11 protein-coding genes and 1 pseudogene are annotated in these 12,801 nt (G+C 61.6%); 10 read left to right on the forward strand and 2 right to left on the reverse strand.

Features of this window, described 5'->3' with window-relative positions; all coding sequences use genetic code 11:
- Positions 1–159: 159 nt before the first annotated feature.
- The 6 genes and pseudogenes from AB4Y71_RS01590 to AB4Y71_RS01615 all read left to right on the forward strand — a co-directional run.
- Positions 160–288 carry a hypothetical protein gene (locus AB4Y71_RS01590; protein ID WP_441717471.1) on the forward strand — a complete coding sequence of 43 codons (129 nt, stop codon included), beginning with the start codon at positions 160–162 and terminating at the stop codon, positions 286–288.
- Positions 285–1,832: a sodium/proline symporter gene (locus tag AB4Y71_RS01595; protein WP_441717472.1), complete on the forward strand. Its 1,548-nt coding sequence runs from the start codon at positions 285–287 to the stop codon at positions 1,830–1,832. Before AB4Y71_RS01590 ends, AB4Y71_RS01595 begins: the two co-directional genes overlap by 4 nt.
- Positions 1,825–2,319, forward strand: a complete 495-nt coding sequence (locus AB4Y71_RS01600; protein ID WP_441717474.1) for a hypothetical protein — start codon at positions 1,825–1,827, stop codon at positions 2,317–2,319. The genes AB4Y71_RS01595 and AB4Y71_RS01600 overlap by 8 nt, the downstream gene beginning before the upstream one ends.
- Before the next feature lie 69 nt (positions 2,320–2,388).
- Positions 2,389–3,465, forward strand: a complete 1,077-nt coding sequence (locus tag AB4Y71_RS01605; protein WP_441717476.1) for a M14 family zinc carboxypeptidase — start codon at positions 2,389–2,391, stop codon at positions 3,463–3,465.
- Between the two features lie 581 nt (positions 3,466–4,046).
- Positions 4,047–4,739: an Abi family protein gene (locus AB4Y71_RS01610; RefSeq protein WP_441717478.1), complete on the forward strand. Its 693-nt coding sequence runs from the start codon at positions 4,047–4,049 to the stop codon at positions 4,737–4,739.
- A 28-nt stretch (positions 4,740–4,767) separates the two neighbouring features.
- Positions 4,768–4,946, forward strand: a pseudogene (locus tag AB4Y71_RS01615) (ectoine/hydroxyectoine ABC transporter ATP-binding protein EhuA); the annotation flags it as partial.
- 66 nt (positions 4,947–5,012) lie between these two features.
- On the opposite strand, the gene AB4Y71_RS01620 reads toward AB4Y71_RS01615, so the two are convergent.
- Positions 5,013–5,930 carry an LLM class flavin-dependent oxidoreductase gene (locus AB4Y71_RS01620; RefSeq protein WP_441717480.1) on the reverse strand — a complete coding sequence of 306 codons (918 nt, stop codon included), beginning with the start codon at positions 5,928–5,930 and terminating at the stop codon, positions 5,013–5,015.
- A gap of 326 nt (positions 5,931–6,256) precedes the next feature.
- Between AB4Y71_RS01620 and AB4Y71_RS01625 the strand changes: the two genes are divergently transcribed.
- Positions 6,257–6,727: a hypothetical protein gene (locus AB4Y71_RS01625; RefSeq protein ID WP_441717482.1), complete on the forward strand. Its 471-nt coding sequence runs from the start codon at positions 6,257–6,259 to the stop codon at positions 6,725–6,727.
- 120 nt (positions 6,728–6,847) lie between these two features.
- Positions 6,848–8,752, forward strand: coding sequence for a glycerophosphoryl diester phosphodiesterase membrane domain-containing protein (locus AB4Y71_RS01630; protein ID WP_441717484.1), 1,905 nt, complete (start codon positions 6,848–6,850; stop codon positions 8,750–8,752).
- 8 nt (positions 8,753–8,760) lie between these two features.
- Here AB4Y71_RS01630 and AB4Y71_RS01635 read toward each other — a convergent pair whose 3' ends face one another.
- Positions 8,761–9,993 (reverse strand): glutaminase, encoded by a 1,233-nt coding sequence (locus tag AB4Y71_RS01635; RefSeq protein ID WP_441717485.1) that lies wholly within the window; start codon positions 9,991–9,993, stop codon positions 8,761–8,763.
- Positions 9,994–10,322: 329 nt separating this feature from the next.
- Between AB4Y71_RS01635 and AB4Y71_RS01640 the strand changes: the two genes are divergently transcribed.
- A complete protein-coding gene (locus AB4Y71_RS01640; RefSeq protein ID WP_441717487.1) occupies positions 10,323–11,669 on the forward strand; it encodes a hemolysin family protein in 1,347 nt (448 codons plus the stop codon).
- On the forward strand, positions 11,666–12,709 hold the full coding sequence (locus AB4Y71_RS01645; protein ID WP_441717489.1) for a hemolysin family protein: 1,044 nt from the start codon (positions 11,666–11,668) through the stop codon (positions 12,707–12,709). Before AB4Y71_RS01640 ends, AB4Y71_RS01645 begins: the two co-directional genes overlap by 4 nt.
- Positions 12,710–12,801 lie beyond the last annotated feature (92 nt).

Below are 12,801 nucleotides of genomic sequence, written 5' to 3' on the forward strand. Positions count from 1 at the left end.
AATCGACTGGTCCGGACAGTCTGTCCGGGCATCGTGCATTTTTCCGACAAGTGTCACTGTTGATCAGCCTCCAGCTGTGCAAAACTGTCAACCACATGGATCTATGGTGATTCGCTTCACACAATACAGAGTGTTTGGCTCTTTAGGGGGAATGCGTCGATGTTTGGACTTCCGGCGTTCACGACCATGGTCATCATCGGGGTTCCGGCCCTCTGGGTGATCTATACAGGTGTTTTCCTGTGGCTCAGCCGCGGCTGGAAACGTGAAGACGGGCAGGAGCAGCAGTGAACATCGAGATCCTGTTCCTCATCATCTATTTCATCGCCATGGCCGGCATCGGCTTCTGGGCGCTGAAGCGCGGCAAGCAGGATGCCGAGGGCTTCCTGCTGGGCGGGCGCAGCCTGGGCCCCGGCGTCACCGCCCTTCGCCTGCAAAGCTCGTCGATGTCCGGCTACATGTTCATGGGCGCCGGTTCGCTGGGCTATACCCAGGGCTACTTCGGCATGTGGTACGCGCTGGGCGATTTGGGCGGCGGCATCCTGAATCTCTCGGTCCTCGGCCGGCGCATGCGCAAGCTCTCCCAGATCCTGGGGTCCATCACCTCCATCGAGTACCTGGAGCACCGCTACCCCTCGAAATGGATCCGGCTCATCGCCGCACCGGTGGCACTGTTCTGCATGTTCTTCTACGTCCTGGCGCAATTCATCGCCGGCGGCCGCGGACTGGAAATGGTCTCCGGAGTGTCTTTCCCGGTAGCCTTGGCCATCGCCATCGGCGTGATCGTGCTCTACACCTTCCTGGGCGGCTACCTCGCGGTGGCCTACACCGACTTCGTGCAAGCCATCATCATGGTGGTGGGCATGGTCTGGATCCTGGTGGCCACGCTGATCGCCATCGGCGGCTTCACCAAGGGCAATGAGGCCGTAGGCGCAATCAACCCGAACCTGCTGACCATGTGGGGCGCTGATCTGGGCTACCAGGGCCAGTGGGGTGTCATCCTCGGGGCGCTGCTGGTCTTCTCCATCGGCTACATGGGCTGGCCGCATGTAGTGGTCAGCCACATGGCCATGAAGAAGCCCTCGGTGGCCCGCACCGCCGGGGCCTATTCGCTGATCTTCAACCTCTTGTTCATCCCGGGTCCCTACCTGGTCGGCATGTTCGCGCTGATCCTCCTGCCGAATCTGGCCAACCCGGAAACCGCGATCTTCGAGGTCGCGGACGCGGTGCTGCCGACCTTCGCCGTGGGCATCGTGATGGCGGCGATCATGGCCGCCATCATGTCCACCGCCGACGCGCTGCTGCTGCAGGCCGGCACCATCGCCAGCCAGGACATCTACGCCCGGTTCATCAGCAAGAAGATGAGCGACCGGCAGATGGTGTGGGTCTCGCGCGTCACCGTGCTGGCGCTGGCGATTATCGGCTTCGCTATTGCGGCCTTTGAGCCTCCGGCAGTGGCTGCCGTGGTGATCTTCTCGACCACTGTGCTGGGCAGCGCCTTTGTCCCGTCCTATGTCTGCGCGGTGTGGTGGAAGAAAGCCAATACCGTGGGCGCGATCTCTTCGATGATTGCCGGTACTGCGGTCTCGGTGCTGTGGCAGGTTTCCGGGGCTCCGGAAACTACAGGCATCGACCCGATGGTCACCGGCATTCTGGCTTCCACGCTGGCAATGGTCATTGGCAGCCTCGCCAGCCAGAAATCGAATCCCGTACCGGAGCATATTGGCCGGGCGCTGGATGAAACCGCGAAGGTCGGCCCCATTCCGAAGAAGATGCTCATCGGCCAGGACTCCCTGCTCGCCAGCCAGGCGGAAATGGCCGCCCGCGATGAATGAATTGGTGCTGGAAACCCTGGTTGGAGCCCAGGATGCGCAGTGCATCCTTGCCGCCAAGGCACCGGGAATGAAGGTCGTGTCGGCCAAGCTGCGCCATCATCCCTTTGCTGGATTCATCTTCGACGTTCCGCAGCTGGCCGGGCAGACCGGGCAGGCGCATGCCCTGGTGGACTACTACTCGGGAAAGGCCTTTGTCTCCGACCCGTGGCAGGTGCAAGAAGGCGCATCGGCCCAAGCGTTGGACCAGGTGGCCGATCCGCGGTGGAACACCATTGATTTCGACACTGCCAGAAAGCGGGCCGCAGCCCTGCTCTCCACGGCGGCCCTGCGCCGGGCCCGGCTGGCCTGGCGCGGCGGCATCAAGGAGCAGCGCAGTGTTGCCAAGGTCTGGAAACCCAACTGGGTGATCGAAGCGAAGCTTGAAGGCACGTCCTACCGCGTCATGGTGGATGGGCTGAACGGCGGCTACTTCTTCATTGGCAGTTGATGCCAGAAGCGCCGCGTGCCGGCGCAACCCGCATGATCCGTCCCATCACAGGAAGACACCGGAAATTCAATGAAGAATCTTTCAAAGCAGTTCCCAACCCGTGTGCTGAAGAAGAGCTCCTGCATCATTGCAGGCTCGGCACTGCTCCTTGGCCTGGGACTAGCCCCGGCCAATGCCGTCGGCGAGGGCCCGAACCACAACGGCAATGAAACGGTCAACACCTCGATCCTGCATACCCATGAATCGATGGCCGCCGAGCTGCGCAAGCAGGATGCCAAGCAAGCTGCCATGGAACTGGAAGTCATCGGCCACTCGGCCAAGGGGCGCGAATTGTTCCTGGCCAAGTACCTCTCGGACCCGGCAAATCCCACGATCATGTTCCTCACCCAGCAGCACGGCAACGAGCAGCTGACCACCGAGGGTGCGCTGGAAGTCATCAAGCACCTGGGAACCGGCCGGATGGCCAAGGTCCTGGAGGATGTCAACATCCTGGTTGTGCCGATGCTCAACCCGGACGGCGCCATGGGAGATGTGGACTTCCCGCTCGATGACTACATCGCTTCGGGAGACCGGCACCTGACCCGCTACAACGCGAACAACGTGGACATCAACCGGGATCACGTGGCCAAGACGCAGCCCGAAATCCAAGCGCTGCACAACAATGTGCTTTCTGCCTACGACATCGACTACATGATCGACCTGCACCACCAGGGCACGCGCTCGGCGGTGGACGGGAAGCTCGTTTCCGGATCGATCCTCTATCCGACAACTGAGGATGTCTCCGAGGAGGTGCGCGAAGGCTCCAAGCGCCTGGGCGCCGTGGTCTACCAGAACGTCGATCCCACCGGCTGGGGTCATCTGGGCAAGTACGTGGGCGGCACCGCGAACACCATTGCGCGCAATGGCATCGCGGCCGAGTACGGCATTTCCACCCTGCTGTTCGAGATGCGCGGGATGAGCGACCACTACCGGTCCGACTACGTGCTCGGCCAGAAGTCCAATGGCTATCTGCGCCAGCAGACCATCTTGACGCTGGAGAGCACCATCAAGACCGTGGCCGATGGCTCCGTGGAAGACATGGACACCTCGTTCTGGGACAGCCTGCCTGAGCAGGCCAGCCTGCCGGGCGAAGAAAACGACGAATAGCGAATACCGTTGATGGCGGACCGGGAACGGTCCGCCATCAGGCCTTGCGCAGGCAGGGCGCGGGATACCGCCGACTGAACGAGTGCCGGCCAGGGAAGGAAAATAAGACCCATGCGCATCCGCAATGCCCGCCCGTGGGGGAAAACAGAACCCTGCCTCGTTGAGGCAGGGTTCTGCTGTCCGGATCCAAACTCGGGACCCATGCACTGGCGGCTAGAGTGCGGCTAGCGCGGGTTTCTTATCCCGCAAAGCGCGTCATGTGGTGCCTCCCATTCGCTCGTAGTTTGGTGTTGGAACGAGCTTACGGATGGGCGATATTCACCTGCAATGGCAAAAATGAACGCTTTTTGCTGATCTTTTTTGCAAAGTGCTGAGCGGTTTTATGCACTTTGCTAAAAAGGCTGTTTGGCTAGCGCATCACCGTGCTGAGCAGCAGGCCCGGTGCGGCGGCCAAGGCTCTATGTTGCTTCCGTAGGTAAGCGCCCCTAGAATTATTTACTAGAAAGCCCCGGTTGACCGATGGCCTGCGTTAGTGGGTTATGTTGCCGGGGCTAAGAACTTTAACCGCCGGAGGCTAGCTCATGAGTAGCGACTTCTGGATCGATCAATGGCTAGGCTCTCCTCGCTTCCAGCGTTACGTGGATTCGGCCGGCGGAGACAGGGGCGACGCGCTCGCACTCTATGAATGGAACGCCTCCCTGTCGGCCGCCTTGCTAAAAGACTTCTCGCACTTTGAAGTGGCCTTACGCAACGCCTATGACAAAGCCATTAGTAGTGCCTGGAAGAATTCGACCCACTGCTTGCTGGATCCGCAATCGCCCGTAGTTGTTCCGTTATGGCGTGTTAAAACGCATTCTGGCGGACTGAAGCGTGGGTCGGATATTAACGAAAAGAACCGCCGGCAAGTTTTTCGCGCAATTGATAACTGTGGAAAGAAAAACGCCGAGGCGGGGAAAGTAATCGCTGAACTGACTTTCGGGTTCTGGCGCTATATGACAACTAGTGCTCATGAAAAGTCGCTATGGGTTACCTACCTCCATAAGGCCTTCTCCGGCAAGCCGCAGCGAAGCGATATTGACCGCATCATAGGCACAGTGCACATCTTGAGAAATCGTATTGCTCACCAAGAACAAATCTTTAACCTTGCTCATGAGTTTGACCCCGCTATCGTTCACACGGAAATGATGACTGTTTTAGAACGAATTAATCCGGAGGCTAAAGCTCGTGTGCTCGCATCATCGTCTGTGGCAGAGGTTCTTAATTCCAGGCCCTAGACCTGTCGCAGTATCAGTCTAAGCAGTATTGGCGGCCTCGGGGATGACCATGATCGTGGTGACCCACGAGATCGCCTTCGCCCGGGAGGTGGGGGATACCTTGACCTTCATGGACGGCGGTGTCGTGGTGGAATCGGGGATCCAAGGGAAATCATCGCCAACCCGCAGCATGAGCGCACCCGGCAATTCTTGACCAGCGTACTGTAGGAAAACCGGAAATCGCCCCTGCCTTCCCAACGCTTCAAGCGTTCGGGAGGGCAGTGGCCATTTGTGCTATTTGCTGAAGCTTTGGGCCAGTAGCCGGTAGGATTCCAGCCGGTCTGCCGGATCGCAGACAAGGGTATTGAGCATCAGCTCATCTGCCCCGTGGGCTTCGGCCAGGGCCAGCAGCTGGTCGCGGACTGAATCCGGGGTTCCCACGATCAGCGCCTGGCGGCGTTCGGATGCGCGGGCTCGTTCGGGATCGCTCCACCGGTAACCAGCCGCGGTATCAACTGAAGGGATCGGGCCGTCATTGCCGAAGTCCTTGCGTACCCGCCACAGCAACAGCGCATCGGCCAGGGCCTGCGCCTTGTCCTCGGTGTCCGCGGTGGCGAAGCGAACGGCCAGCACGGTGTGCGCGCGGTGCCCGGCATTGGCCGCCGCTTCACGGTAGGCGCGGGTGGCCGGCTCGCCGCCGGTTGGACGCAGGAAGTGGCCATGCACGTAGCCGGCACCAAGCGTCCCGGGCAACGGGGCGGTGGAACCGCCGGCACCCAGAACCCAGAGGCGGCCTGCCGGTTCGGTATCCGAGGGCTCGTGGACGGCGTCGAGATCATGGACCAGGGCGGCAATCTTCTGCGCATAGTGCGGATCGGACAGTGCCGCGCGCCCTACCCCGATATCCACCCGGTCCGGGTGCACGGCTACCAGCAAGCCCATGGACTCTGCGACTTTCTGCGCCTGATAGTAGGGCAAGAGGATCGCACCGGTGCCGATGCGGATTCTCTTGGTGCGTTCCAGCGCCAGCGCAGTCATCATTTCCGGGGCGGCACTGGCAAAGGATTTCGAGTGGTGGTGCTCGGCAAACCAGATGCGGTGATAGCCCAGGTGTTCGGCTTCTTGGGCTAGCTGCAGGCCGCTGGAAAGCGCTTCGGGGACGGTGGGTGCATGCTCGGTGAGCGGGACCTGGTCGAGTATGGAGAGTCTCATGCGAAGTTTCCTGTTGCATGGCTGTCAAGGGTCTGCCGCAACGGCATGGTCAGGTCCTTTCGACGGTGGGCGATCCGTGGGTGAGTTTACCCCGTCACTACGGGCAGATGGCTATCCGGGACGCCATGTAACTTCCGGCGTCATGCATGTCCTCGGCCTGCTCATCCACGGCGTCTTTCGGAGCAATTGCAGGCCGCTCGGTTCTCCTACCTGAGGCTGATGCCAAGGAACCTGAGATCATTCTTGATTGCCATGCATGCTCCGCGCATCCGGCCTAGGCTGGAAAACCGAACACCCGCACACCGGAATTTCTGCAAAGGATCAGCATGCATCGCACCACGGACCTATCCTCATCGCGTCTCTCCTCGCGGCTGGCAGTGGCCAGCTCGCTCATGGTTCTGGCCTGCGGCCTTGCAGGATGCGGTGCCGTGGATTCCTATGACAAGGCCATCTCCGATGCCTGGGCAGTAACCTATGAAATCGAAGTTTCCGGCGGGGGCGGCACGTTGGATGCAGTGTCATATCTGGAATCAGAGAAGCGCGGAGATCCGGGCAGCCCGGTGGAAGTGGAAAACGCGATGCTGGTGGTCGAGGGTAAAGACTCATCGCGATCCAGCTGGTCGGTGGACAGCATCATTACCGCCCAGGCTGAAGCCGCGGTGACGGCCACCCCGGGCGAGGGCAGCACCGCGACCTGCCGCATCCTGCTCGATGGGCAAAAAGCCATCGCCACTCAAACCGGTGCACCAGGCGAACCGGTGGAGTGCACAGCGATCACACCGGCCTTCGAACGCTAGGAACAACTGGCCTCAACCAAGGGTAGGGCCAAGCAGAGTGCGCCGACGCTGCACACAGGAAAACACAAGGGGCGGAGTTAGAATAGTAGCTAGCCGTTCTAGCAGACTAGAGTGGCGGAAATGGGATTTGGCTCAGTGGACAACGGAATGAAAACCGGCGGGCAACGCCAGAAGAATTCCCCTGCCTTACCCCCAATCCTGCGGCAGGGCTGGCCGAAATTCCTCGAAGCTCTGCCCTTCTTGACACGCATCATGAAACTGAGCCATGCGCGGATCTTCCGCTATCTCGGAATCATTGTCCTGATGCAGTCGATCAACGGTTTCGTGGTCCTGCCAGTCATTAAGTACCTTTTCGGCAAGGCCTTGGAAGCCAGCTCGCTAAGCAACATCACCGACCGGACCTACCCGGCAATCCTGGCCCACCCGGTGTCGGTGGCGCTCTTGATCGCTATTGCGATGATTGCCTTGATCGCGGTCAGCCTCCAATTCACCACCATCGTGGTGATGGTCAACCGGCAGCAATCCGGCCAGCCGCCGAGCGTTCGGGCCATGTGCCAGGACGTAGCCAAGTGCTTGGGCCAGTTGCTCTCCTATCCTTCGCCGGTGATGCTGGTGTACTTCTTCCTGGCTCTCCCCATGGGCGGGCTCGGATTGTCTTCGGTGCTGATCCAAGGCGTGGGAATCCCGCCGTTCATCACCCGCGAGTACCTCAAGGCGCCATTGAGCACGGGAATCTATGCGGTGATGATCGCCGCGATTATCTATGCCAATCTGCGCCTGATCCTCACCTTGCCACTCTTGGTAGTGGGGCGCAAACGCCCGCTGGCGGCAGTGGGCGAGAGCCTGAGGGCGACCCATAAGAACTTCTTCCGCCACCTGCTGTTGCTGGGCATCCCGCTGGGTGCCGCGGTGCTGGGCGCCTCGGTGATGGTCGAGCTGCTGGTCTGGGGCACCGACCTTGCCGACTCCCTGATCACGGCCCAGACCTCGGCGATGCTGGCCAGCATCAGCATTGGACTGGGGCACTCGTTGGGCTTCTTGATTATCGGTGCGGCGACCGTCGTGATGATCCAAGTTCTGGTGGCACTGTGCCGCGAACGCCTGGGCCTGCCAGTCATCCTCGAAGAGCGCTCGCTGGCACACCGCACGGCACAGCAGAGGGGCACCCGGGCTTCGCTGGCATCGGTGGCCTTCGGCCTGGTGATCTCGGTGAGTTTCTCCGCCATGCCGGCCATGGGCGACACCACCGAAGGCGCAGAGAATACGCTGGTCATCGGTCACCGCGGTTATTCCGGTGGCGGAGTCGAAAACACCCTGGGCGGGCTGGAAGCTGCCGCGGCGAACCAAGCCGATGTTGTCGAAGCCGATTTCCAAGAAACCAAGGACGGGCACTTCGTAGCCAGCCACGACACCAACCTGCTGATGGTTGCGGGTAGGAACCAGAACATCTATGAGATGACTTTGGACGAGGTCCAGGAAGTCACGGTCCGTGAAGGCGGATTCACCGACAAAATCCCCACCATGGGACAGTACCTGAAGCGCGCCGATGAGCTGGGTATCCAGGTTCTGGTGGAGCTGAAGGTCACCGGTCACGAGAAGGCAGGCTACCTCAAGCGCTTCCTGGCTGAAGTCGATGTCACCGGCACCACCGAAAAGAACATCTACCATTCGCTGAACGGGCATGCCGTCCAAGAGATCAAGAAGCAGCGGCCTAAGCTGCGCGTTGGTTTGACCGTGGCCATGAGCTTCGGCGGACTGCCGAAGACCAACGGGGACTTCTATACCGTGGAACAGGCTTCCTTCAGCGAAGAACTACTTGCCGAAGCCCATGCACGGGACAAGGAAGTCTACGTGTGGACCGTCAATGACCAAGCGACCATCCGCCAGTTGCTGAGCATTCCGGTGGACGGCATTGTCACCGACAATGTGAAGCTGGCGGTGGATAACCGAGCGATGGTGGCCACCAACCCCGCCTCCGAATACCAGGTGGGCTACTCGCTGGCCTACCTGGATATCTTCCGGTAATCCCGGGCCTACGGGGTTTCCGGGTACGTCCCGTCGCCCAGATCAGGATCCGCCAGGGACTGCAACGGATCATGGAGGAACACCCGGCGGCCTTCATCGCGCAAGCGGCGCAACCCTTCCAAGGTCATCCTGCGGGCCACGTCGGTGAAGGAGAAGACCCGGGAAATGTCGATGTGCACTTCTTCGCCGTAGTCCGATTCAGCCATCAAGTCCAGCAGCTCGGCGGCCGCGGTGAACTGCACGTTGCCTTGCAGATGGAACGTTTCCCTCACCCCGCTTCGGCGGACATCGATAACATCGAGCCGGCCGGGGCTGGGCGCGAACAAATGCATGCCCATATCCGTGGAAAGCCGCTCGAAGGCGAGCCGGGATCGCTGGCTGTTGCCGTGGGAATCAAGGCGTGGGGAGAAAGCACCGATGCCCACCTGGTCGGGTAATACGCCCACCAGGCCGCCGGCCACACCGGACTTGGCGGGAATCCCGACCCTAGTTAGCCAATCCCCGGCGCCGTCATACATGCCGGCCACCGCCATCACGGACATCACCTGCTGTGCGATGGCTGAATCCATGATCCGTTCCCCGGTGCACGGCTGCACCCCGCCATTGGCCAGGGTCGCGGCCATGGCTGACAGGTCCGCAACGGTGACCAGGATGGAGCACTGCCGGGTGTAGCCGGAGACCACCTCATGCGGGTCATCGGCAATGATCTTGTGCTTGCGCAGCATATGGGCCATGGACAGGTTGTGGTCCGCCGTGCCCAGCTCGGAAGCGAATACCTCTTCATCGATGGACAGCTGGCGTCCGGCCAGCCGGGAGAATAATTCCAGGACCCGGTCCACGCGCTGCGCCCCGGTGGCTTCTTCGCCCACCAGCAGGCCGTGCACGGCGATGGCCCCGGCATTGATCATCGGGTTCTTCGGGCGGTTGGTGCCATCTTCCAAGGACAGTTCGTTGAAGGCCTCGCCGGAGGGCTCCACCCCGATGTGCTCCAGCACGTGGTTAAGTCCGCGATCCATGATCGCCGCCGCATAGGCGAAGGGCTTGGAGATGGATTGGATGGTGAACTCGTCCTGCGCATCGCCAGCGGTGTAGGTGCTGCCCATGGCGGTGGTGACTGCCAGCGCGAACTTGTCCGGGTCAGCATCGGCTAGCTCCGGGATGTAGCTGGCGCGCTCGCCGGAGGTGTCATCGCGCAGGGCGTCGAGAACTTCGTGCAGATAATCGGGTATCGGGTTCTGCATGGTGCCATTCCTCATTTTCGAATCGGAGGGTGCTCATTTCCTGCTGGCTGCTGCTTTCCAACCTAGCGTGCCGCGCGCAATTGCATGGCAGTCCGGGCCGGTAGTTGTGAGGATGCTGTGCGGATTCCGAGGATATGACAAACAATTGCCCTCCCCGGGCATAATCGCCGAAATGGTGCTGGAGAATAGTTGGAAGCATGTCAGACCGGAGGAAGATACTTCGGTCGGAAGGGAATGATGGACGCTTCAGGCGATTGTAGATCTCACTTATCCAACCCTCTGCCCGGCAGGATTGCCGGACAGGCGCCGCAGGACAGGGGGTGTGAACAATGGAGTGGATCTCGCTGGGCATAGCCATCATCCTGATCTTGGGGTGTGGCCTCTTCGTAGCCGCAGAATTCTCACTCATCACGGTGAACCGCAGCCAGGTCAAGCAAGCCGCCGAAAAGGGCGACCGCCGCGCTGCCGGCGTGCTCAAGGGCATGAGCACCCTTTCCACCCAGCTCTCCGGGGCTCAGCTGGGCATTACCCTGACCAATCTCGGAATCGGCTTCTTGGCCGAGCCTGCCATCGCCGCCCTAGTGGTTGGACCGCTGCAGGACTTCGGACTCAACCAGACGCTGGCCCGTTCGGTGTCCATCGGCATCGCGCTGCTGCTGGCCACCATCTTGACGATGGTCTTCGGCGAATTGGTTCCCAAGAACCTGGCCATTGCCAAGCCTTTCGAAACTGCCAAGGCCGTGGTGGGGTTCCAGCGCGGCTTCAGCGTCGTGACCAAGCCTTTCCTCGCATTCTTCAACGGTAACGCCAACTGGATTGTCCGCCGCTTCGGCATCGAGCCGCAAGAAGAGCTGGCCTCGACCCGTTCGGCCGAGGAGCTGGTGGCCTTGGTGGGGCACTCGGCCCGCGAAGGACTGCTTCCCTCGGAAACTGCCGAAATGCTGCGCCGGACCGTGGCCTTCGGCAACCGCCGGGCCCATGATGTGATGACCGCCCGATCGCGGATGATCACCGTCACCGCCCAGCAGACGGTGCACGAAGTGCTGGAGCTTGCCGCACGTACCGGGCATTCCCGCTTCCCGCTGGTGGACGAGGGCGGGCATCGCGTGCTGGGCATGGTGCACATCCGCGCCTTGCTCGCCATCCCCTACGCGCAGCGCCAGCAGTCCGCGGCCGGGGACAGCGCCGAAGATGCCTTCCTGGTTCCGGATACCATCGAGCTCGATGAGCTGATGGACCAGATGCGCAACGGCGGGCTGCAACTGGCGGTACTGATCGACGAGACCGGCGACGTCGCCGGCATGCTCACTCTGGAAGACCTCGTGGAGGAAATCGTCGGCGAAGTGCGCGACGAGCACGACCCGGAGGATTCCACCATCCAGGTGCTCTCCGGGAACTCATGGCGGCTGGATGCGGCACTGCGGCCGGATGAGGCCAATGAGCTGCTGGGCTGCCAGATCCCCGAGGACTCGGACTACGAGACCTTGGCAGGACTGCTGACCGTGCAGCTGGGCAAGTTCGGCGAGGTGGGCGATGTCGTGCGCCTCGTGGTCCCGGGCGAGCCCGGTGGACCGCATAAGGAACTTGAATTCACCATCCACGCCACCGATGGGCAGCGGATCGCCAGTGTCGACGTGACGGTGTCCGAGCAGGCAGAAGGGGAGGACGCACGATGAGCGACCTTATGGGAATTCTGGTGACGGTCGCGCTGCTGGCAGCGAACTTCTACTTTGTCGGCGCCGAATTCGCGCTGATCTCCGCACGCCGGAGCATCATCGAGCCCAAGGCCATGGAAGGCAGCCGCAGCGCCAAGATGACGCTGTGGGCCATCGAGAACGTCTCGCTGGTCATGGCCGGTGCCCAGCTGGGCATCACCGTCTGCTCGCTGGCGCTGGGCTATGTCACCAAGCCGCTGGTGAAGTACGCGGTGGCCGGGCCCTTCGAAGCCATCGGCGTTCCGGCAGGCATGATCGACGCGCTGTCCTACGCGATTGCGCTGATCGCGGTGACCTACCTGCACGTGGTGCTTGCCGAGATGGTGCCCAAGAACATGGCCTTGGCCGGACCCGAGCGCATGGCGCTGATCCTGGGTCCGAGCATGGTCATCCTGGTCAAGGTGCTGCGCCCGGTGCTGTGGCTGATGAATGCCATGGGCAACTTGGTGCTGCGGATCTTCGGCGTCGTTCCGAAGAACGAAGTGGCCAGCACCTTCACCCGCGACGAGGTCTCTTCCATGGTGGCCGAATCCCGGGAGGGGGGCCTGCTCGATGCGCATGACGAGCAGCTGCTGCTGGGCGCCTTGCACTTCGATGCCCGGAGCATCGAGTCCGTAGCGATCAGCTTCGATAAGGTGCAGACCTTGCCGGTGGATGCCACGATAGAGCAGATCGAGGCGGCGGCCGCGCATGGCTTCTCGCGCTTCCCGCTGGTGGACGCCGCCGGCACCCCGGTGGGCTATGTCCACGTCAAGGACGTGCTCGGCGCCGACGCGCAAGCCCGGACGCAGCCGCTGCAGCGCAGCGGCATCCGCGAGCTGCCGTCCTTTGGGCATCAGCAAAGCGTGCGCACCGCGCTGCAGGAAATGCAGCTCTCCGGAGCCCATTTGGCTCTGGTGCGTGATGGCGAAACGGGCAAGGTCACCGGTATGGTGACCTTGGAAGACATGCTCGCAGAGCTGGTCGGCCAGATCAGGGATGAGCGTCGCGGCGCGCGCTAGCGACGCAAGCTGGGCAATGAATCAAAGGCCAGGGGCTGGAGGCAGGACGGGAAACCGTCCAGCCTCCAGCCCCTGCTGGTACAGGGCGTCAG

Origin of the sequence: Glutamicibacter sp. MCAF14 (assembly GCF_052114325.1) — a bacterium.
Classification (GTDB): domain Bacteria; phylum Actinomycetota; class Actinomycetes; order Actinomycetales; family Micrococcaceae; genus Glutamicibacter; species Glutamicibacter arilaitensis.

Bases quoted from the DNA above. Each gene is read 5' to 3' on its own strand.
- AB4Y71_RS01610 (WP_441717478.1), top strand. From the start codon at position 4,047: ATGAGTAGCGACTTCTGGATCGATCAATGGCTAGGCTCTCCTCGCTTC.
- AB4Y71_RS01630 (WP_441717484.1), top strand. From the start codon at position 6,848: ATGGGATTTGGCTCAGTGGACAACGGAATGAAAACCGGCGGGCAACGC.
- AB4Y71_RS01605 (WP_441717476.1), top strand. From the start codon at position 2,389: ATGAAGAATCTTTCAAAGCAGTTCCCAACCCGTGTGCTGAAGAAGAGC.
- AB4Y71_RS01625 (WP_441717482.1), top strand. From the start codon at position 6,257: ATGCATCGCACCACGGACCTATCCTCATCGCGTCTCTCCTCGCGGCTG.
- AB4Y71_RS01600 (WP_441717474.1), top strand. From the start codon at position 1,825: ATGAATGAATTGGTGCTGGAAACCCTGGTTGGAGCCCAGGATGCGCAG.
- AB4Y71_RS01590 (WP_441717471.1), top strand. From the start codon at position 160: ATGTTTGGACTTCCGGCGTTCACGACCATGGTCATCATCGGGGTTCCG.
- AB4Y71_RS01640 (WP_441717487.1), top strand. From the start codon at position 10,323: ATGGAGTGGATCTCGCTGGGCATAGCCATCATCCTGATCTTGGGGTGT.
- AB4Y71_RS01645 (WP_441717489.1), top strand. From the start codon at position 11,666: ATGAGCGACCTTATGGGAATTCTGGTGACGGTCGCGCTGCTGGCAGCG.
- AB4Y71_RS01635 (WP_441717485.1), bottom strand. From the start codon at position 9,993: ATGCAGAACCCGATACCCGATTATCTGCACGAAGTTCTCGACGCCCTG.
- AB4Y71_RS01620 (WP_441717480.1), bottom strand. From the start codon at position 5,930: ATGAGACTCTCCATACTCGACCAGGTCCCGCTCACCGAGCATGCACCC.